Source organism: Cellulosimicrobium sp. NPDC030954 (assembly GCF_055571305.1).
The window spans coordinates 420,198-440,821 of sequence record NZ_JBVIFN010000003.1; the positions used below are offsets into that span (position 1 = coordinate 420,198).

Here is a 20,624-nt window from a genome sequence, read left to right on the forward strand (position 1 = left end):
CCCGTTACCGGGCGGTGACCTCCGGGTGGAGAGATCGCGACGGAACTCCTCCCCAGGGATGACGACACCCCCGTTCCGCACGCCCTAGCCTCGGGCCGGGCGTCCACGCCGCCCGCCGCCAGCAGCACCCGCTCGCCGACCGTCACCGTCGTCCCGCCACCGTCGCCCAGGAGCCCGCACGTGGGTATCACCCGCCGGATCGTCTTCCCCGCCCTCCGCATCGTCGTCTGGGGGGTCATCGCCGCCGCGCTCGCCGTGATCGCCTTCCGGTCGGCGCCCGAGCCACCCGCCGACCCGGCCGCGCCCTCCGCGGAGCTCGTCGAGCCGCGCGTCGCCGTGACCACGGGCGACGTCACCAACACCGTCACCCTGACCGGGCAGATCGTCGCCGACCCGGCCGCGCCGCAGAAGGTCACGCAGCGCGGCGTCGTGACGGCGGTGCACGCCAAGCCCGGCGACGTCGTCGAGGCCGGTGCGCCCCTGCTCGAGGTGACACTCACGGAGCCGCAGGAGCCGGTGACGAAGACCGACCCCGAGACCGGCGAGGTCACGGTCACCGAGCGTCGGCCGAAGGTGACGAAGGAGACCGTGACGGCCACCACCGCCGGCACGGTCGCCACGTTCACGGCCCTGAAGGACCAGGAGGTCGCCGTCGGTGAGGACTTCGCGTCGGTCTCCCCCGGGACGCTCTCCGTCACGGGCAGCATGGTCGCCGAGCAGCAGTTCCGCCTGCTCCAGATCCCGACCGAGGCGACGGTCACCGTCACCGGGGGGCCCGCGCCGTTCACCTGCACGAACCTGCGCATGGGCACCGCCGCGGCTCCCGCCGGGACGCCCGAGGAGGGCGCGAGCGACCCCGCCGCGGGTACGACCTCGGCGAGCGTCACGTGCGCCGTCCCGGGCGACGTCACCGTCTTCGCCGGGCTCGCCGCCGAGCTCGAGATCACCGCCGGCTCGGTCGAGGGCGCCCTCGTCGTGCCCGTGACGGCGGTGCTCGGCCGGGTCGAGCAGGGCAAGGTGTGGGTCGTCGGCACCGACGGCGAGCCCGAGGAGCGCGCGGTCACGCTCGGCATCACCGACGGCAGCGTCGTCCAGGTCACCGAGGGCCTCGCCGAGGGCGACGAGGTCCTGGAGTTCGTGCCCGGCCAGGACGTCGTGCCGGTCCTCGACCCGATGACCGGCGAGGTGATCGGGGGATGAGCCTCCTGGAGCTGCGCGGGGTCGCCCGCTCCGTCCTCCTCCCCGACGACCGCGAGCTGGAGATCCTGCGCGGCATCGACCTGACCGTCGACGCCGGCGAGCACGTCTCGATCGTCGGGCGGTCGGGCACCGGCAAGTCCACCCTGCTCAACATCCTCGGGCTCCTCGACACCCCGACCGGCGGCGAGTACCTGCTCGACGGCGTCCCCATCGGCCGGCTCTCCGGACGCGCCCGGGCGCGTCGCCGCGGGACGGACTTCGGGTTCGTCTTCCAGCAGTTCAACCTCCTCCAGGGCCGCACGGCGCTCGAGAACGTCGTCGCCCCGCTGCTGTACGCGCGCGGCCGGCAGTTCTGGCAGCGCAGGACGCTGGCCGCGGAGATGCTCGACCGCGTCGGCCTCGGCGACCGCCTCGACACCCGCCCGGAGAAGCTCTCGGGCGGCGAGCAGCAGCGCGTCGCCATCGCCCGCGCGCTCGTGCGCGTGCCCCGCGTGATCCTCGCCGACGAGCCCACGGGCGCGCTCGACGTCGACACGGGCAGCGAGGTGATGGACCTGCTCGACACGATCGCGCGCGAGAACGGGTCGGCCCTCATCGCCATCACGCACGACCTCGCGGTCGCGTCGCGCGCAGCCCGCCAGTTCCGGCTCGCCGACGGCGTGCTCACCCCGATCGCCATCAGCGCGCGCAGCGCCGGGTCGCTCGCGGCGCTCGACGCCCCGGGCGCGCGCCCCGGGACCGAGGACGCCGCAGGCCCCTACGGGCCCGGGGCGGACGGCGTCGCCGCGCCCGCGCTGGAGGCCGGCGACGACCAGGCGGAGCACGTCGCCCGCCCGCTGGTCGCCTCGCGCGGCTCCGTCCCGCGGGCAGGGGACGCGGCGTGACCGGGGTCGTCGGCGCCGTCCTCGAGGCGTGGGACGAGCTGCGGGTCCACAAGGTCCGCGTCCTGCTCGCGCTCGTCGGCGTCGCGGTCGCGGTCTGCGCGATCACGGCGATCTCCGCGGCCGGCGAGATGCTGCGCCAGGTCTCCGCCGAGCAGAACGACCGCTGGGGCGGTCGCGCCGCCACCCTCCAGGTGTCGGCCTGGCCGACCGGCGAGGGCGGGAGCGTCATGCCCGCGCCCGAGGAGTACGAGCGGGTGTTCGACGAGGTCGTCGAGCGCTACGCGATCGGCTACTCGTCGATGCTGCGCGACGCGCCCGCGCCCGTCCGCTTCCCCGACGGCACGCGCGAGGTGTACACGACCGGCGTCGAGGCCGACTGGGCCACGATGCACCGCTTCGAGGTGACGTCGGGCCGGTGGTTCACCGATGCCGACGCCGACCGCCTCGCGCCCGCGCTCGTCGTCAACCAGGCGTTCCTCGACGCGCTCGGCGGTGTGACCGTGGCCGAGCACCCGACCGTCACGATCGGGGGCGACAACCCGGTGGTCGCGACCGTCGTCGGGGCGTTCCCCGACGACTGGCCGCAGGCCGAACCGCAGGCCTACGTCCTCGTGGACGCCCAGTCGGCCTGGGTCACCCCGGAGTCCCTGGAGATGACCGGCCCGCCACGGCTCGAGCTGTGGGTCCCCGACGAGCTCGCCGACGGGCTCGTCGAGGCGATCCAGCGCGACGTCGCCGGGGCTCTCAGCGGCACGCAGGCCGAGGTCTACCGGTCGGACTCGGCGAGCTACGGCGTCGTCGACGGCGCGATCCGCTGGGTCGTGCTCGGCGTCAGCGTGATCGCGCTCCTGCTCGGCGGCCTCGGCCTCGTCAACATCGCGCTCGTCACCGTGCGGTACCGGATCCGCGAGATCGGGATCCGCCGCAGCTTCGGGGCGAGCTCGGGCCGCGTCTTCTTCTCCGTGATGATGGAGAGCGTCGTCGCGACGACCGTCGCGGGAGTGCTGGGCGTGACCGTCGCGGTCGTCGCGCTGCACAACCTCCCGCTCGACGCGCTCATGGGCTCGGCCGTCCAGGACGCCCCCGGCTTCCCGTTCTCCGCCGCGGTGACCGGGATGCTCGCCGCCGTCGGGATCGGCGCGCTCGCGGGCCTCCTCCCGGCGCTCGTCGCCGTCCGCGTCAAGGTGATCGACGCGATCCGCTACTGACCGACCGTCACGACGACGTCCGTCGTGCTCGACCGCTCCGCCCACAGCCAGGAACACCAGACAGGGGATGCAGGACATGACACGACGACTCACGGCTCGCGCCACCACCACCGCGATGGTGCTGGGGGGTGCGCTCCTGCTCGGGGCGTGCTCGTCGGGCGCCGACCCGTCGACCGCCGAGGCGGACAGCCCGCTGAACGCCTTCTTCGAGGACGTCTACGGGGACTGGGACGAGGAGAAGATGCAGGCGGAGCAGCGGGAGATCGAGGAGGCGACCGCCCGCTGCATGACCGAGCAGGGGTTCGAGTACCAGCCGGTCGACCAGACCGGGATGAGCTTCACGTCCGAGGAGGACGCCGAGCGCGACCCGGAGCAGTACGCGGCGGAGTACGGGTACGGCTTCACCCTCTACGAGGAGCCGTCCGCGGAGGAGCAGGCGGAGATGGACGCCTGGGTCGACCCGAACCAGGAGTACGTGGAGGCCATGTCCGAGTCGGAGCAGAACGCCTACTACGAGGCGCTCTACGGCGACATGGCGAGCATGGAGTACGACGAGGACGAGGAGATGCCGGAGTACGACCCGAGCCAGGCCGGCTGCCAGGGTGCCGCGCAGGAGGAGGTCTACGGCGACCAGAACGCCCTCTGGGAGAGCGAGGAGATGACGGCGTTCAACGAGGCGACGACCCAGCTCTACGAGGACATCGCCGCGGATCCGCGCCTCAAGGAGGTCGACACGGCGTGGGCCGGGTGCATGGCTGACGCGGGCTTCACCGGCTACGCCTCCCCGCAGGAGGCGATGGACGACATGATGGAGCGCTCGAACGCGCTGTGGGAGGGTTCCGACCCGGAGGGACCGAGCGAGGAGACCCTCGAGGCGGCCAAGACCCTCGAGCGGGACACCGCCGTCGCCGACGCTGCCTGCCAGAAGGAGGTCGGCTACCAGGAGGTGCACCTGGACGTCCAGGTCGACCTCGAGACGACCTTCGTCGAGGAGCACCAGGCGGAGCTGGAGACGATCCGCGACCTCATGGCGGAGGCGCAGCGGTGAGCGTGGACGACACCCGGCTCCTCGACCCGGCGACGAAGGACCCCGCGGATCCGGACCCGCAGGACGGTCTCGGGCGCCGTCGGCTCTCGCTGACGGGGCACCGCCTGGTGTGGTTCGTCGCGGGCGTCGCGGTCCTCAGCCTGGTGGCCGGCATCGTGCTCAGCCGGCTCGTCGTCTCGCCGGCGCAGGCGGCCGCCGACGCCGAGCCTCCCGAGGCGGGCCTCATCACCGTGCCCGTGGAGCGGCGGACGCTCGCGAACGACGTGACGCTGCGCGCGGACGCGACGTACGACGACGCGGTGTCGGTGAAGATCGAGACCGGCGACCTGGGTGGTCCCGCGGTCGTCACGGGGCAGGTCCCCGAGGTCGGCGCTGAGCTGGGCGCGGCGGGCGTCGCGCTGGAGATCGCGGGGCGCCCCGTGATCGTGCTCCCGGGCGAGCTCCCGGCGTACCGGTCGCTGCGCGTGGGGGTCTCCGGTCCTGACGTACTCCAGCTCAAGGCGGCGCTCGGTGCCGTGGGCATCGACCCGGGGCGCGCCGACAGCGACCTGTACGACGCCGCGACGGCCACCGCCGTCGAGAAGCTCTACGCGCAGGTCGGCTACCCGGCGCCGTCGGCCGCGGAGGAGGCCGCGCTCGCGCTGTCGAGCGCGCGCGAGGGCGTGCGCGCGGCGGAGGACGCGCTCGAGGGGGCGCGCGCCGCGCTCGCGGCGGCGCAGACCGGGGCGAGCGACGTGGAGAAGCTGCAGGCCGACAACGCAGTCCGTGCCGCGGAGCGCGCGGTGGCGGCGGCGCAGGCCGAGGGCGGCGACGTCGCGGGCGCGCAGGACGAGCTCCGGCTCGCCCAGGCGCAGCGGGCCGAGCTCGACCGCCCGCGCCAGACGGCGGCGGAGAGCGCGGGCGTCGAGTCGGCGCGGCGGCAGCTCGCCGACGCGCAGGAGGCCCTCGAGGAGGCGCGGACCCAGACCCTCACGGCGCTGCCGGCGAGCGAGGTCCTCTTCCTCGCCGGTCTGCCCCGCCGCGTGGACGAGGTGCAGGTCGAGCGGGGCAGCACGATCGAGGGGCCGGTCATGTCCGTGTCCGGGGCGACGCTCGTGCTCGAGGCGTCGGCGGCGGCGTCCGACGCCGAGCTGCTCGAGGTGGGAGCCGCAGCGACGCTCACGCTGCCGGACGACTCCGAGGCGACGGCGACCGTGACGGCCGTCGAGCCCGCGTCGGCCGCGAAGGACGGCGAGGGCGAGGGCGAGGAGAAGAGCGGCGGCGCCGGTCGCTTCACCGTCTCGCTGGCGCCCGACGCCCTCACGCCCGAGCAGGTCACCGCCCTGCAGGGCCAGAACGTGCGCATCCGCGTCCCGGTCAGCTCGACCGGGGGCGAGGTGCTCGCCGTCCCGCTCGCGGCGCTCACCGCGGGGCCGGGGGGCGAGTCGCGCGTCGAGGTCCGGCGCGGGTCGGGCGACGACGCGACGACCGAGCTCGTGGACGTCGAGACGGGGCTCGCGGCGCAGGGGTTCGTCGAGATCGTCTCCGCCGACGGCGAGCTCGACGAGGGCGACCTGGTGGTGGTCGGCGAGTGACCTGGACCGAGCTGGGGCTCCCGGGGACCGACCCCGGCGGCGGCCCCGACGCGGTGGCCCCGGGAGCGCCCGACGGCACGAGGTCGACGGACGCGGCCGCGGACGGTGCCGACGCCGGGAGCGCGCCCGCCGCGGTCGTCGACCTCGTCGACGTGTCGCGCAGCTTCCCGGGCCCGCCCCGGGTGGACGCGCTGCGCGGCGTGAGCCTGCGCGTGGACCCCGGCGAGTACGTGTCGATCATCGGCCCGTCGGGCTCGGGCAAGTCCACGCTGCTCAACATCCTGGGCCTCCTCGACCGCCCGACGTCGGGCGAGTACCTGCTCGACGGCGTCCCGACCGGGAGCGCGTCGGAGTCGGTGCGCTCGGGCCTGCGCGGCGGTCGGATCGGCTTCGTCTTCCAGTCCTTCCACCTGCTGCCGCAGCGCACCGTGCTCGACAACGTCCTGCTCGCGACCCTGTACAGCGGCGTGCCGCGCGGGGAGCGGGAGGAGCGGGCCCGCACGGCGCTCGAACGAGTGCACCTCACGCACCGGACGACGTTCCACCCGACCACCCTCTCCGGCGGCGAGCGCCAGCGGGTCGCGGTCGCCCGGGCGATCGTGGCCGCGCCGCACCTGCTGCTCGCGGACGAGCCCACGGGCAACCTCGACTCGACGAACTCGGCGGAGGTCATGGACCTGTTCGACGAGCTCCACGGGGACGGGCTCACGCTGGCCGTCATCACGCACGACCCGGTCGTCTCCGCGCGCGCCCAGCGGCGCGTGCGGATCGCGGACGGCCGGCTCGAGGAGCTGGACCGGTGAGGGCGCCGTGGGACCGGGTCCGGCACGCCCGTCGACGGGGCGCGGAGCGTCCCGGGCGCGACGTCCGGCTGCGCGTGCGCGGGCGCGACCGCTTCGGCGCGCGCGACCTGTTCTCCGAGGCGGCGCACGGGATCGCCGCGCGGCCCGGCCGGCTCCTGCTCACCGTGCTCGGGACCGTCCTGGGGATCGCGTCCGTCGTCGTGACGGTCGGCCTCGCGCAGACCGCCGCCGGGCAGATCAGCAAGCAGTTCGACGCGGTCGCGGCGACGCAGGTCGTCGTCGAGCCGAAGACGACGACGCTCATGTCGGGCGAGGAGCGCGCCGTCGCGCAGCTTCCGTGGGACGGCCCCGAGCGCGTGCTGCGCCTCGCGGGCGTCGAGGAGGCGGGGGCGGTCGCGGCCGTGGACGTCGCGGGGGCCTCCGTCACGGCGGTGCCCGTCAACGACCCGTCGGTCGCCGCCCAGGCGAGCCCGGACGTCGTCGCCGCGACGCCGGGGCTCCTGGGCGCCGTGCGGGGCGAGGTCGTCACCGGTCGGTTCTTCGACGCCGGGCACGACGCGCGCGCCGACCGCGTCGCGGTCCTCGGTGCCCGGGCGGCCGAGCGGCTCGGGATCAACCGCGTGGACCGCCAGCCGTCGGTCTTCGTGGGCGAGCGGTCGTACACGGTGATGGGGATCGTCGACGACGTGCAGCGCCGTACCGACCTGCTGGACGCCGTGATCCTCCCCGCCGGCACGGCGCGTGCCGACTTCGGGGTCGGCGCCCCGGAGGAGCTGCAGCTGCGGATCGCGACGGGCGCGGGGAGCGTCGTGGCCCGGCAGGCGCCCGTCGCGCTGGACCCCAACGCCCCGGAGGGCTTCGTGGTCAAGGCGCCCACGTCGGGCTCGGCGCTGCGGGAGAACGTCCAGGCGGACGTCAACGCGATCTTCCTCGCGCTCGGCGGCATCGCGCTCCTCGTCGGCGGGGTGGGGATCGCCAACATCACGCTGCTCTCCGTCATGGAGCGGGTCGGCGAGATCGGGCTGCGGCGCGCCCTGGGGGCGACCCGGCGCGACATCGGCGCGCAGTTCGTCGTGGAGTCGGTCGTCGTCGGGCTGCTGGGCGGCCTCGTCGGGGCCGCGCTGGGCGTGATCGCGGTGGTCGTCGTCTCCGTGGTGCAGGAGTGGACGCCGATCCTCGACGTCCGCATGGCCGTCGGGGCGGCGCTCCTCGGCGGCGTGGTCGGCCTCCTCGCCGGCACCTACCCCGCGCTCAAGGCCGCGGCGATCGAGCCGATCGCGGCGCTCCGCGGCGGGACCTGACCGCACGGGTCGCCCGAGTGGTCGCCCGGGTCGCCCGGTCGGGACGAGTGCCTGACCGGGCGTCCCGCCGGGCGATCCGTCGTCGTCAGCCTGCGCGCAAGCAACACGATGTTTGGTCGTGTTTGATCGTGTTGGATTTCTCGGCGATGTGGACAATACTGTTCGCATGCTCGCCTCACAGCGCCAGGAGCGCATCCTCGCGGAGATCCGGGACCACGGCGCGGTCCGCATCGGCGACCTGACCCGAGAGCTCGGGGTGTCGGACATGACGATCCGGCGCGACCTCGTCGAGCTCGCCGACCAGGGCCTCGTCCGCAAGGTCCACGGGGGCGCCGTCGCCCCGCACACGACCGCGCACGAGCCGGGCTTCGCCGCCAAGAGCTCGCGCGAGGCCGCGGAGAAGGAGGCCATCGCGACGGCCGCCGCCCGGCTCATCACCGCGAACGCGTCGGTGGCGCTCAGCGCCGGCACGACGACGCACCTGCTCGCGGCCCGCATCGCCGCGGACCCCGCGCTGCGCCCCCTGACGGTGGTCACGAACTCGCTCCCGGTCGCCGAGATCCTGCACCGGGCGAACGACCCGCGCCTGGAGACGATCCTCACCGGCGGCAGCCGCACCCCGTCCGACGCGCTCGTCGGCCCGCTCGCCGAGTCCGCGCTCGCGGGCCTGCGCGTCGACCTCGCGTTCGTCGGCGCGCACGGCGTGGACCCGGAGATCGGGCTCACGACCCCGAACCTGGACGAGGCCGCGACCAACCGCGCGCTCATCGAGTCCGCGGGGCGCACCGTCGTCCTCGCCGACCACACGAAGTGGCACACGACCGGGCTGCGCGTCTTCGCGACGTTCGCCGACGTGGACGTCCTCATCACCGACGCCGGGCTCGCCGAGGACCAGCGCGCGCGGGTCCAGGACCTCGTCGAGCAGCTCGTCGTCACCTGACGGCGGACCGCAGCCGCCTCCTCCCCCACCGCACCGCGATCGGAACACCGCACGCATGAACCCGCACCTGCGCCGCACCTCGACCCACCTCGCCGACGGCCGCGAGCTCGTCTACTTCGACGACTCGCCCGCGTACGTCTCGGGTGAACGCTCACGTCGGCTCGACGACCCGCGGCCGCTGCCCGACCGGTTCGCCCCGGTGCCCGGCCCCGACGGGACCCCGCGCCCGTACGTCGGCCCCGAGATGCGCCGCGACCCCCTCACGGGCGACTGGGTCCCGCTCGCCGCGCACCGGATGAACCGCACGTTCCTCCCCGCGGCCGACTCGTGCCCGCTGTGCCCCGCGCGCCCCGGCGCCGCGTACTCCGACGGCGAGGTCCCGGACACCGACTACGACGTCGTCGTCTTCGAGAACCGCTTCCCGTCGCTGCAGCGGGTCCCCGGGGTCGAGGACGCCGTCGTCGCGGACGCGCCGCTCCAGCTCCACGCCCCGGCTGCGGGCCGGTGCGAGGTCGTGTGTTTCTCGAGCGACCACCGCACGTCGTTCGGCGCGCTCTCGCCGCAGCGCGTGCGCACGATCATCGACGCGTGGGCCGACCGTACCGCCGCCCTCGGGGCCGAGCCGGGCGTGGAGCAGGTCTTCTGCTTCGAGAACCGGGGCCAGGAGATCGGCGTCACGCTGCACCACCCGCACGGGCAGATCTACGGCTACCCCTACGTCACGCCCCGCACGCGGGCGCTGCTCGACGAGGCGCGCGAGCACCACCGCAGCACGGGCCGAAGCCTGCTGCGCGACGTCCTCGACTCCGAGCTCGCGGACGGGCGCCGCGTCGTGCTCGAGACCGAGCACTGGGTCGCCTACGTGCCGTTCGCGGCGCGCTGGCCCGTCGAGGTCCACCTCGCCCCGCGACGCGACGTGCCCGACCTTCCGGCCCTCACCGACGCCGAGCGCGACGACCTCGCGACCGCCTACCTCGAGCTCCTGCGCCGCCTCGACCGGTTCTTCGAGACGGCCGACGGCGACCCCATCCCGCTCCCCTACATCGCCGCGTGGCACCAGGCGCCGGCGCACGAGGGCCGCTCCGTCGCGGACGGGGGCACGGACGACGTGACGCTCGCCCGGCTGCACCTCCAGGTCTTCTCCGTCCTGCGCGCGCCGGGCAAGCTCAAGTACCTCGCCGGCTCGGAGTCCGGCATGGGCGCGTGGATCAGCGACACGACGCCCGAGCGGATCGCGGCGCGGCTCCAGGAGCTCGCCCCGTCGAGCGCGGCGCGCGGGTGGGTCCGCTCGTGGTCCGACGACGACGGCGCGGCCCGGGCTCGCGCGGTCTTCGCCACCGCGTTCGGGGCCGACGCGGCCGCCCCCCGTGCCGAGACCGCCCGCGAGCACGAGGACGACGTCCACGTCTGGGCGGCGCCCGGCCGCGTCAACCTCATCGGCGAGCACACCGACTACAACGCGGGCCTGTGCCTGCCGATCGCGCTCCCCCACCGCACGTTCGTCGCGCTGCGCCCGCGCACGGACTCGGTCATCCGGCTCGCGTCGGCCCAGGCGCCCGGCGAGACGTGGACGACGACGCTCGACGACGTCGCGCCGGGCACGGTCGCGGGCTGGGGCTCGTACGTCGCGGGCGTCGCCTGGGCCCTGCGGGAGCACCTCGTCGCCCAGGGCGCCGACCCCGGCGCGATCACGGGCTTCGACGCGGCGGTCGACTCGAGCGTCCCGTTCGGCGCCGGGCTCTCCTCGTCGGCCGCGCTCGAGTGCGCGGTCGCGGTCGCGCTCGACGACGTCGCCGGGCTGGGCCTGGCCGCGACCGACGCCGGCCGCGCCGCCCTGGCCGCCGCGAGCGTCCGCGCCGAGAACGAGATCGCGGGCGCGCCGACGGGCGGCATGGACCAGTCCGCGTCCCTGCGCGCGCACGCCGGGCACGCGCTCCTCCTCGACTGCCGGCCCGGGCTCGACCCGGTCGAGTCCGCCGAGCAGGTCCCGTTCGACCTCGACGCCGCGGGCCTCGCCCTGCTCGTCGTCGACACGCGCGCCGAGCACCGGCTCGTCGACGGCCAGTACGCGGCGCGGCGCGCGACGTGCGAGGACGCCGCCCGCACGCTCGGGCTGGGCTCCCTGCGCGAGCTCGCGGACGCCGTCGCCGCGAGCGACGACCCCACCGGCACCCTCGCCGTCGCCCTGGAGAAGCTGGCCGACGGCGTCGCGCGCCGCCGCGTGCGTCACGTCGTCACGGAGATCGGCCGCGTGCGCGATCTCGTCGCGCTCCTGCGCGACGGCCGCCCCGACGCCGTCGGGCCGCTCATGAACGCGTCGCACGCGTCGCTGCGCGACGACTACGAGGTCTCGAGCGTCGAGCTCGACGTCGCCGTGGACGCCGCGCGCGTCGCCGGCGCCCTCGGTGCGCGCATGACCGGCGGCGGGTTCGGCGGCTCCGCGATCGCGCTCGTCCGCGCCGACCAGGTCGAGGCCGTCGCCGACGCCGTCCGCGCGGCGTTCGAGCGTGAGGGCCTCGGCGCCCCCGGCTTCCTCCTCGCGACCCCGTCCGCACCGGCCGAGCGCGTCGCCTGACCCGACACGACCTCACGCACCGCCGAGCACGACATGAGGGTCGCCATGTGCCGCAGGACGACCCTCGTGTCGTGCTCGGCGGGGCCGGGACGTCTCAGAGGTCGTAGGTGACGACGAGCGGGGCGTGGTCGCTCCAGCGCTCGTCGTGCGACGGCGCGCGGTCGACCTCGACCTTGACGGCGCGCTCGGCGAGCGACGGCGTGGCGAGCTGGTAGTCGATGCGCCAGCCCGAGTCGTTGTCGAACGCGCGCCCGCGCCACGACCACCACGTGAACGGGCCGGGGCCCTCGCCGCCGTGGACGCGGCCGAGGTCGACGAGGCCGATCTGGCCGAGCCAGGTGTCGACGTACGCGCGCTCCTCCGGCAGGAAGCCGGCGCTCTTGAGGTTGCCGCGCCAGTTCTTGATGTCGACGTTGTGGTGCGCGATGTTGAGGTCGCCCGCCAGGACCACCTTCTCCCCCGTGGCCGCGAGCTCGCGCAGGCGCGCAGTGACCTTCTCGAGGTAGGCGTACTTCGCGACCATCGTCTCCGGCTGGCTCACGGTGCCGGAGTGGATGTACGCGGAGATCACGGTGAGGCGACCGCCGTCGGGCAGCTCGAGGTCCGCCTCGACCCAGCGGCCCGTGTCGACGGGCGGCTCCGGCTCGCCGGCGCCCAGCCCGACGCGCACCGCCGAGACGGGCAGCCGGGACGCGACGGCGACGCCGGCCCGGCCCTTGATGTCGCACGCCTGGTGCGCGACGTGCCACCCGTCGAGGAAGTCGTTCACGATCGAGTCGGGGGCGCGGACCTCCTGGAGCAGGAGGACGTCGGGCGTCCGGGACGCGATCCAGGCGTCCATCCCGCGGCGGTAGGCGGCACGGATGCCGTTGACGTTGGCGGTGGCGATGGTGAGCAAGTGGGCTCGTCCTCCCTCGATGACGGTCGCGCGCGGCTGCCAGGACGGCCGCGGCACGCCGGCCATCCCATCACACGCCACCGACAGGACGGCTCCCTCTCGTCACGCGGGCGGCGTGGTCTCGCTCACGCTCACGAGGGCGACGCGGGCGGGCCGGAACGCGCCGGCGAGCACCGCCGACACCGCGGCGAGCACGGCGAGGACGACGAACCCGACCCGGAGGTGGTGGGCGGTCGCGAAGACGCCCGTGAGCACGCCGCCGAGCACCGCGCCCGCGTAGGTGAAGACGTTGAGGCGCGCGACCGCACGGTCCGTGACCGTCGCGACGATCCCGGCGGAAGGTTCGACCGGAGCCACGCCCGCGTCCACGTCGACGAGCACGTCCTCGACGACCCGGTCGACCCCGACGGCGTCCTCGACGCGACCGCCCGAGGTCGCGGGCCCGGTGCTCACCGAGCCTGCCGCCACCGCCTCGCGGGCCCGGTCCCCGATCGCCGAGAAGGCGAGGGGCGCGACGACGCCGAGCCCGAGCCCGGTCGCCGCGAGGCCGAGCACCGCGACGGGCCAGGCGGGGGCCGCCGCCACCGCGACGAACCCGAGGGCGCCGAGCGTGCCGCCCAGCCGCACGACACGCACCCGGCCGAGACGCTCGACGAGGCCGTCGCCGACGAGCCGCTACACGATGAGGGCCGCCTGGTACGCCGCGTACCCCAGGGGTGCGGCGGCGGCGCTCGCCGCGAGGACGTCGCGCAGGAACGTCGCGCTCCAGCTCGACACGGCCGAGTCGGCGACGGGGAACGCGAGCATCCCCGCGCCGAGCAGCGCGATCGTGCCCGCCGCGACCCACGGCACGGTCCCGAGCGCTGCCACGCCGCGGCCGTCGTCCGCGACCCCGACCGCTACCGGGCCCGCCTCGGTCGGCCGCTCGGTGCCCGGAGTCCCGCCCGGGGCCACGGCGCCCGGGACGGTGGTGCCGCCGTCGGGCAGCCGTAGCGCGAGCCAGACGGCGCCCGCGGCCACGAGGAGCGCCACGAGCGGGAGCGCGACCGGCTGGCCGAGCCCGACGAGCGCGCTGCCCGACACGGCGAGCGCGCCGAGCACGCCGCCGGCGGCGTTCGCGGCGAAGAACGACGCGAGCAGGCTGCGCCCGTGCGCGCGCTCGACGTCGATCCCGAGCATGTTCATCGCGGCGTCGACGGCGCCGAGCGCAAGCCCGTAGAGCCCGATCGCCACGAAGAACGCCGGCCACGACGGCGCGAGCCCGACGCCCGCCACCGCGAGCGCCGCGAGCAACAGGCCGCCCACGACCACGGCGCGCGCGCCGCGCAGCGCCGCCACGACGCCGGACAGCGCGCTGCCCAGCCCGGCGAAGACGCAGACGCCCAGCACGACGAGCGTGACGACGTCGTCGCCCATGCCGAGCCGTTCCTTGTACCCGGGGATGCTGGTGAGCACCACGGCGAACCCGAAGCCCTGCACGGCGTACGCCGCCGTCGTCGCGATGCGCGCCCTCGTCACCCGCGCAGACTAGCGCCTGCGAGCCGCCCCGGGAACGCCGCAGGGCGCGGCCGTGGTGATCCACGACCGCGCCCTGGGAGAGGTCAGACGGAGGCGCGCTCCGCCGCGTCGACGACGTTCGCGAGGAGCATCGCGCGCGTCATGGGCCCGACCCCGCCGGGGTTCGGCGAGATCCAGCCCGCGACCTCGGCGACGTCGGGCGCGGCGTCCCCGACGACCCGGCTCTTGCCCGTCTCGGGGTCGACCTCGCGCGAGACGCCGACGTCGATGACGACCGCGCCCGGCTTGACCATGTCGCGCGTGATGATGCCCTGGACGCCCGCCGCCGCGACGACGACGTCGGCGCGGCGCACGAGCTCCGCGAGGTCGGTCGTCCCGGTGTGCGTGAGCGTCACGGTCGCGTTGACGGCCCGGCGCGTGAGCAGCAGGCCGATCGAGCGGCCGACCGTCACGCCGCGGCCCACGACCACGACCTCCTTGCCCGCGAGGGAGATCCCGTGCCGCTCGATGAGCTCGATGATCCCGCGCGGCGTGCACGGGAGCGGCGAGGTCACCTCCTCGTTGACGCGCAGGACGAGGCGCCCGAGGTTGGTCGGGTGCAGTCCGTCGGCGTCCTTGGCCGGGTCGATGAGCTCGAGCACGCGGTTGGTGTCGATGCCCTTCGGGAGCGGGAGCTGCACGATGTACCCCGTGCAGGCCGGGTCCTCGTTGAGGCGGCGGACCGCGGCCTCGATCTCCTCCTGCGTCGCGTCGCCGGGCAGGTCCTCGCGGATCGAGGACAGGCCGACCTCGGCGCAGTCACGGTGCTTGCCCGCGACGTACCACTGCGAGCCCGGGTCGTCACCGACCAGGAGCGTGCCCAGGCCGGGCACGACGCCCTTCCCGGCGAGGACCGCGAGGCGGTCCTTGAGCTCGGCCTTGATGGTGGCGGCGGTCGCCTTGCCGTCGAGGATCTGCGCGGTCACTGGTGGAGGCCCGGGTACAGCGGGAAGTCGGCCGTGAGCTTCTGCACGCGGGCGCGCAGCGTGTCGGCGTCGGCCGCGGCACCCTCGCGCAGGGCGATCGCGATGATGTCGGCGACCTCGGTGAACTCGGCGTCGCCGAAGCCGCGGGTCGCGAGCGCGGGCGTGCCGATGCGCAGGCCGGACGTGACGCGCGGGGGGCGCGGGTCGAACGGCACGGCGTTGCGGTTCACGGTGATGCCGACCTCGTGCAGGAGGTCCTCGGCCTGCTGGCCGTCGAGCGCGGAGTGGCGCAGGTCGACGAGCACGAGGTGCACGTCGGTGCCGCCCGTGAGGACGGAGACGCCGGCCTGGGCCACGTCGGCCTGGGCGAGGCGGTCGGCGATGATGCTCGCGCCGCGCAGCGTGCGCTCCTGGCGGTCGCGGAAGTCGTCCGAGCCCGCGATCTTGAACGACACGGCCTTGGCGGCGACGACGTGCATGAGCGGGCCGCCCTGCTGGCCCGGGAACACGGCGGAGTCGATCTTCTTGGCGTACTCCTCCTTGCTCAGGATGAAGCCGGAGCGCGGGCCGCCGATCGTCTTGTGGACCGTGGAGGAGACGACGTCGGCGTACGGCACCGGGGACGGGTGCAGGCCCGCGGCCACGAGGCCCGCGAAGTGCGCCATGTCCACCCAGAGCTTCGCGCCGACCTCGTCGGCGATCTCGCGGAACGCCGCGAAGTCGAGGTGACGGGGGTACGCGGACCAGCCGCCGATGATGACGTCGGGACGCGTCTCGAGGGCCTGCTTGCGCACCTCGTCCATCTCGATGCGGTACGACTGCGGGTCCACGCCGTACGCCGCGACGTCGTAGAGCTTGCCGGAGAAGTTGATCTTCATGCCGTGCGTGAGGTGGCCGCCGTGCGCCAGCTCGAGGCCGAGGATCTTGTCGCCCTTGTTGATGAGCGCGTGGAGGACGGCTGCGTTGGCCGTGGCGCCCGAGTGCGGCTGGACGTTGGCGTGCTCGGCGCCGAACAGCTCCTTGGCGCGCGCGATCGCGAGGTTCTCCGCGATGTCGACCTGCTCGCAGCCGCCGTAGTAGCGGCGGCCCGGGTAGCCCTCGGCGTACTTGTTGGTGAGCACGGAGCCCTGCGCCTGCAGGACGGCGCGGGGCACGAAGTTCTCGGACGCGATCATCTCGAGGGTGTCGCGCTGGCGCGCGAGCTCCCCGTCGAGGACGGCCGCGATCTCGGGGTCGAGCTCGGCGAGCGGGGTGTCGAGGACGTTGTCGGCTGGCTGGGCGCTCATGGCGTCTCCTCCGCGGGTGCTTGGCAGTGTGTCGTCGGTGGTCACGTTCCCGGCTCGCCGGGTACGCCCCACCAGGGGGTGACCCGGGGCCCAGGCGAACGACCCGTCGTCTGCACAGCGTGTCGCTCCCCGGTGGTGATCCACCCTGCCCGGGCGGAGATCCACCGGGCGGCGCCAGTCGCGACGCGTCGATCCTAGCGCACGGCCCGCGGGCGAGCCCCGGGCTCTCGCCCGTCGCCCGCTACTCCTGCCCGACGGCGTCGGACTCGTTGCGCGCCTCGGCCTCGCCGAGGATGCGGCGCAGGTAGGTGTAGGTGAGGTCGCCGGCGGCCTTGTCGTACTGCTCCTCGTACCCGTGCTTGGTGTACATCGCGAGGTTCTGCTTGGAGTCCTTGCCCGTGAAGACCCAGATCTCCGTGGTCTGCTCCGGGAGGTACGGCAGCACCTCGAAGAGCATCTGCGTACCGATGCCGCGGCCCTGCATGTCCGGCGCGACCGCGAGCCGCCCGAGCGTCGCCTTGCTGTCCTCGATCTCGACGCGGACCGAGCCGACCAGGCGCGGGCCGAGCCACGCCCCGATCGTCACGACGTCCTCGCGCGCGAGGTCCTCGCGCAGCTCGTGGAGGGTCTGGGTCAGCGGGGGGATGTTGGGGTCCTGGTAGAGCTGCGCCTCGGTGACGAACGCCGCCCGCCGCAGGGTCAGGAGCTCACCGGCCTCCGCGTCGTCGACGAGGCGGGTCGTGATCTGCGCGTCGTTCATGGGGACATGGTGTCAGACATCGCACGGCGCGACCGCGCGTGCCCGGATGATGTCCGGCCGAACGGCGGCCTCCTCGCCGCCGAGACGCGGCTACCCTCTGAGGGGTGTCCACGACAGATCCCCGTGGCGCCGACGTCCCCGACACCTCGGCGCTCCGCACCGCGCAGCCCCCGACCGGCGACCCCACGCACTGGGTCCTCACGCTCTCGTGCCCGGACGGGCCGGGGATCGTCCACGCCGTCGCCGGCGCGCTCGCCCGGCTCGGGGGCAACATCACGGAGTCGCAGCAGTTCGGCGACCCGCTCTCGGGGCTGTTCTTCATGCGCGTGCAGGTCGAGGCCGCCGCGGAGCGCGCCGAGATCGAGCGCGCGGTCGAGGAGGTCGCGGCGCGGTTTGCGATGACGTGGCAGCTCGACGCCGTCGGGCGTCGCGTCCGCACGCTGCTCATGGTCTCCAAGGCGCCGCACTGCCTCGTCGACCTGCTCTACCGCGAGCGCTCGCAGGGCATGCCCATCGAGGTCGTCGGCGTCGTCGGCAACCACCGCGACCTCGAGGACATCGCGACGTTCTACGGCAAGCCGTTCCACCACGTCCCCGTGACCCGGGACACCAAGGCCGACGCCGAGGCGCGCCTGCGCGGGCTCGTGACGGAGCTCGACGTCGAGCTCGTCGTCCTCGCGCGCTACATGCAGATCCTCTCGGACGAGCTGTGCCGCGAGATGCCGGGGCGCATCATCAACATCCACCACTCGTTCCTGCCGAGCTTCAAGGGCGCCCGCCCGTACGCGCAGGCGCACGACCGGGGCGTCAAGCTCATCGGTGCGACGTCGCACTACGTGACGGGCGACCTCGACGAGGGCCCGATCATCGAGCAGGACGTCGAGCGCGTCGACCACTCGCGCCGGGTCGAGGACCTCGTCGCGATCGGCGAGGACGTCGAGCGCCAGACGCTGGCGCGCGCGGTGCGCTGGCACGCGGAGCACCGCGTGCTCCTGGACGGGCACCGCACCGTCGTCTTCCGCTGAGCCGTCGCCGCCCCGGGCTCCCCGGCGACCGGCACCGCTCCCCTGCACGACGGCGGCCCCTGCCACGTCCGAGGACGTGACGGGGGCCGTCGCGCGGCGGCGTGCCGGTACGCCGCCGTCTCCCGGTCGCTCAGAGCGAACGGGTCACTTGGTGAGCTCCTCGAGGGTGGGGTCACCCGCGTAGACCTCGGCCGCGTTCTCCTGCGTGACGATGATCGGCTCGAGGAGGAAGGCCGGGACGACCTTGACGCCGTTGTCGTAGGACTCGGTGTCGTTGATCTCCGGCTCCTCGCCCGCCTGGAGCGCCTTCACCGCGTTGATCGACTCCTCGACGAGCTTGCGCGTGTCCTTGTAGATCGTCGAGTACTGCTCGCCCGCGACGATCGACTTGACCGACTCGACCTCGGAGTCCTGACCGGTGATGACCGGGGTCTCCTTGCCGGCCTGCTTGGCCGACGTGAGCGCCGCGCGAGCGAGGGTGTCGTTCGGCGACAGGACGCCGTCGAGCTCCTTGTCGGAGTAGCTGCCCGAGAGCACGGTGTCCATGCGCTTCTGCGCGTTCTCGGCCTTCCAGCCCTGCGTCGAGACCTGCTCGAACGAGGTCTGGCCGGACGGGATGACGAGCGTGCCGTCCTCGATCTTCGGGTCGAGCACGCTCATGGCGCCCTCGAAGAACGGCGTCGAGTTCGCGTCGTCGGACGAGCCGGCGATGAGCTCGATGTTGTACGGGCCCTCGCCCTTGCGCTCGGCCAGGCCCTGGAGCAGCGCCTCGCCCTGGAGGACGCCGACCTGGAAGTTGTCGAACGCGATGTACTCGTCGACGGCGTCCGTGTTCTTCACGAGACGGTCGTAGGCGATCACGGTCGCGCCGTTGTCCTTGGCGTTCTTGAGCTGGCTGCCGAGCTGCGACCCGTCGACGGCGCCGACGATGATGACCTTCGCGCCCTGCTCGACCATGGCGTCGATCTGGCTCTGCTGCTCCGAGACGCCGCCGTTGGCGAACTGGACGATCGGCTTGAAGCCGGCCTCGGTCAGGCCGTCGTTGAACAGCTGCTCGGCGAGCACCCAGTTCTCCGACGTCTTCTGCGGGAGCGCCACGCCGATGGTCGCGCCCTCCTCGAAGCCGGCCGCCGCGGACTCGCCGCCACCGGACGTCTCTCCGCCACCCGACTCGCCCCCGCGGTCGGAGGAGCAGCCGCTGAGCACGAGCGCGCTCGCGGCGGTGAGCGCCAGGAGCGTCGTGGTGAGCTTCTTCATGGGTACCACTTTCTTGTCGGGCATCCGTCGTCGGATGCGGTCAGGGTGTCGTGCGGTGGGTGGGACGTGAGAGGTGCTCGGGTCAGCCCTTGGCGGCGGTGGCCCCGGCCTCGACGGGGACCTCGGCCTGGAGGTCGTCGGCGCCCGTGACGGCGCCCGTGCCCTTGTCGCGCCGCGACGGGAAGATCAGCGCGATGATCGACGGGCGACCCTGCACCTTGTTGTAGACGTCGAACGCCACGGCGGCGAGGAGCACGAGGCCCTTGATGATTTGGGTCAGGTCGGAACCGACGCCCATGAGCTGGAGGCCGTTGTTGAGGACGGCCATGACCAGACCACCGATCACGGACCCGACGACCGTGCCGACACCGCCGGAGACGGCGGCGCCGCCGATGAAGACGGCCGCGATCGCGTCGAGCTCCCACATGTTGCCGTCGAAGGGGCCCGACGCCGTCGAGCGGCCGATGAAGATCATCCCGGCCAGCGACGCGAGGATCGACATGTTCATCATGACGAAGAAGTTGGTGCGCTTGATGTTCACGCCGGACAGCGCCGCCGCGGCGCGGTTGCCGCCCACCGCGTAGACGTGGCGACCGGTGATGGTCCGCGACGCCACGAACTGGTAGACGACGACGAGGAGCACCAGGACGAGCGCGGGCACCGGGAACGACGTGCCGACACGGCCCGACCCGTAGAGGTACGTGAGGTAGGCGATGACGGCGCTGAAGAGGACGACGCGCGTCACGGCGACCGAGGTCGGGACCGGCTCGGCGCCGAGCTTGCGGGCGCTCGCGCGGCGGCGGAGCTCGGACCACACGACGAACGCGATCGCGACGATCCCGAGCAGCAGCGTCGAGTTGTTGAGGCCCGTGTTCGGACCCCACTCGGGCAGGTAGCCGCCGCCGAGCGTCTGGAGCTCCTGCGGGACGGGGACGGTGTTCGAGTCACCGATGAACTGGTTGAGGCCGCGGAAGAGCATCATGCCGGCGAGGGTCGTGATGAACCCGGGGATGCCGACGTAGGCGACCCAGAAGCCCTGCCACGCGCCGATGACCGCCCCGACGCTCAGTCCGAGCAGGATGCCGAGCCACCAGGGGATGCCCCAGTCGCGGATCGCGAGGGCCACGATGATGCCGGTCACCGCGGCCACCGACCCGACGGACAGGTCGATGTGGCCCGCGATGATCACGAGGACCATGCCGATGGCGAGGATGAGGATGTAGGAGTTGCCGTTGAGCAGGTTCTGCGCGTTGCTCGGCGTGAGGACCCGCCCGCCCGTGGCGACCTGGAAGAAGATGATCAGGGCGAGGAGCGCGAAGAGCATGCCGAACTGGCGCGCTCCCCCGCTCAGCAGCTGCTTGATGGACGACATCGTCGGTGGT

Annotated in this window: 17 protein-coding genes, 2 pseudogenes and 1 riboswitch; of the genes and pseudogenes, 11 read left to right on the forward strand and 8 right to left on the reverse strand. The window is 74.0% G+C overall.

Features of this window, described 5'->3' with window-relative positions; translation table 11 throughout:
* Positions 1-180: 180 nt before the first annotated feature.
* The 10 genes and pseudogenes from ACZ402_RS09560 to galK all read left to right on the forward strand — a co-directional run.
* Complete coding sequence (locus tag ACZ402_RS09560) at positions 181-1,200, forward strand: permuted SH3 domain-containing protein (protein ID WP_375823130.1); 1,020 nt, start codon at positions 181-183, stop codon at positions 1,198-1,200.
* Positions 1,197-2,084, forward strand: coding sequence for an ABC transporter ATP-binding protein (locus tag ACZ402_RS09565; protein WP_375823131.1), 888 nt, complete (start codon positions 1,197-1,199; stop codon positions 2,082-2,084). The genes ACZ402_RS09560 and ACZ402_RS09565 overlap by 4 nt, the downstream gene beginning before the upstream one ends.
* The gene (locus ACZ402_RS09570) at positions 2,081-3,292 is read left to right on the forward strand and encodes an ABC transporter permease (RefSeq protein ID WP_375823132.1); all 1,212 of its coding nucleotides are present in this window, start codon (positions 2,081-2,083) and stop codon (positions 3,290-3,292) included. The genes ACZ402_RS09565 and ACZ402_RS09570 overlap by 4 nt, the downstream gene beginning before the upstream one ends.
* A gap of 76 nt (positions 3,293-3,368) precedes the next feature.
* Positions 3,369-4,340 (forward strand): hypothetical protein, encoded by a 972-nt coding sequence (locus ACZ402_RS09575; RefSeq protein WP_375823133.1) that lies wholly within the window; start codon positions 3,369-3,371, stop codon positions 4,338-4,340.
* Complete coding sequence (locus ACZ402_RS09580) at positions 4,337-5,914, forward strand: efflux RND transporter periplasmic adaptor subunit (RefSeq protein WP_375823134.1); 1,578 nt, start codon at positions 4,337-4,339, stop codon at positions 5,912-5,914. Before ACZ402_RS09575 ends, ACZ402_RS09580 begins: the two co-directional genes overlap by 4 nt.
* Before the next feature lie 152 nt (positions 5,915-6,066).
* Positions 6,067-6,717 (forward strand): ABC transporter ATP-binding protein, encoded by a 651-nt coding sequence (locus tag ACZ402_RS09585; RefSeq protein ID WP_375823175.1) that lies wholly within the window; start codon positions 6,067-6,069, stop codon positions 6,715-6,717.
* Positions 6,718-6,785: 68 nt separating this feature from the next.
* Positions 6,786-8,018, forward strand: a complete 1,233-nt coding sequence (locus ACZ402_RS09590; RefSeq protein ID WP_375823176.1) for an ABC transporter permease — start codon at positions 6,786-6,788, stop codon at positions 8,016-8,018.
* Between the two features lie 166 nt (positions 8,019-8,184).
* Entirely contained in the window at positions 8,185-8,958 is a 774-nt protein-coding gene (locus ACZ402_RS09595; protein ID WP_375823135.1) for a DeoR/GlpR family DNA-binding transcription regulator, read from the forward strand.
* 55 nt (positions 8,959-9,013) lie between these two features.
* Positions 9,014-10,216, forward strand: a pseudogene (gene galT / locus ACZ402_RS09600) (galactose-1-phosphate uridylyltransferase); the annotation flags it as partial.
* Between the two features lie 144 nt (positions 10,217-10,360).
* Positions 10,361-11,533 (forward strand): annotated as a pseudogene (gene galK / locus ACZ402_RS09605) (galactokinase); the annotation flags it as partial.
* Between the two features lie 94 nt (positions 11,534-11,627).
* On the opposite strand, the gene ACZ402_RS09610 reads toward galK, so the two are convergent.
* From ACZ402_RS09610 to ACZ402_RS09635, 6 genes are all read right to left on the reverse strand, one after another.
* Positions 11,628-12,431, reverse strand: coding sequence for an exodeoxyribonuclease III (locus ACZ402_RS09610; protein WP_375823136.1), 804 nt, complete (start codon positions 12,429-12,431; stop codon positions 11,628-11,630).
* 102 nt (positions 12,432-12,533) lie between these two features.
* Positions 12,534-13,067 carry a hypothetical protein gene (locus ACZ402_RS09615; protein WP_375823137.1) on the reverse strand — a complete coding sequence of 178 codons (534 nt, stop codon included), beginning with the start codon at positions 13,065-13,067 and terminating at the stop codon, positions 12,534-12,536.
* Between the two features lie 39 nt (positions 13,068-13,106).
* Complete coding sequence (locus ACZ402_RS09620; RefSeq protein ID WP_375823138.1) at positions 13,107-13,949, reverse strand: MFS transporter; 843 nt, start codon at positions 13,947-13,949, stop codon at positions 13,107-13,109.
* 83 nt (positions 13,950-14,032) lie between these two features.
* Positions 14,033-14,914, reverse strand: coding sequence for a bifunctional methylenetetrahydrofolate dehydrogenase/methenyltetrahydrofolate cyclohydrolase (locus ACZ402_RS09625; RefSeq protein WP_375823139.1), 882 nt, complete (start codon positions 14,912-14,914; stop codon positions 14,033-14,035).
* Entirely contained in the window at positions 14,911-16,200 is a 1,290-nt protein-coding gene (glyA, locus tag ACZ402_RS09630) for a serine hydroxymethyltransferase (protein WP_375823140.1), read from the reverse strand. The genes ACZ402_RS09625 and glyA overlap by 4 nt, the downstream gene beginning before the upstream one ends.
* Positions 16,201-16,281: 81 nt before the next feature.
* A riboswitch (ZMP/ZTP riboswitch) is annotated at positions 16,282-16,392 on the reverse strand.
* Between the two features lie 49 nt (positions 16,393-16,441).
* A complete protein-coding gene (locus ACZ402_RS09635) occupies positions 16,442-16,960 on the reverse strand; it encodes a GNAT family N-acetyltransferase (RefSeq protein ID WP_205205356.1) in 519 nt (172 codons plus the stop codon).
* Positions 16,961-17,064: 104 nt separating this feature from the next.
* Here ACZ402_RS09635 and purU point away from each other — a divergent pair, with 104 nt between their 5' ends.
* Positions 17,065-17,985 carry a formyltetrahydrofolate deformylase gene (gene purU / locus ACZ402_RS09640; protein ID WP_375823141.1) on the forward strand — a complete coding sequence of 307 codons (921 nt, stop codon included), beginning with the start codon at positions 17,065-17,067 and terminating at the stop codon, positions 17,983-17,985.
* A gap of 144 nt (positions 17,986-18,129) precedes the next feature.
* Here purU and ACZ402_RS09645 read toward each other — a convergent pair whose 3' ends face one another.
* Positions 18,130-19,242: a substrate-binding domain-containing protein gene (locus tag ACZ402_RS09645; protein ID WP_375823142.1), complete on the reverse strand. Its 1,113-nt coding sequence runs from the start codon at positions 19,240-19,242 to the stop codon at positions 18,130-18,132.
* 82 nt (positions 19,243-19,324) lie between these two features.
* Positions 19,325-20,614 carry a multiple monosaccharide ABC transporter permease gene (mmsB, locus tag ACZ402_RS09650; RefSeq protein WP_375823143.1) on the reverse strand — a complete coding sequence of 430 codons (1,290 nt, stop codon included), beginning with the start codon at positions 20,612-20,614 and terminating at the stop codon, positions 19,325-19,327.
* Positions 20,615-20,624 lie beyond the last annotated feature (10 nt).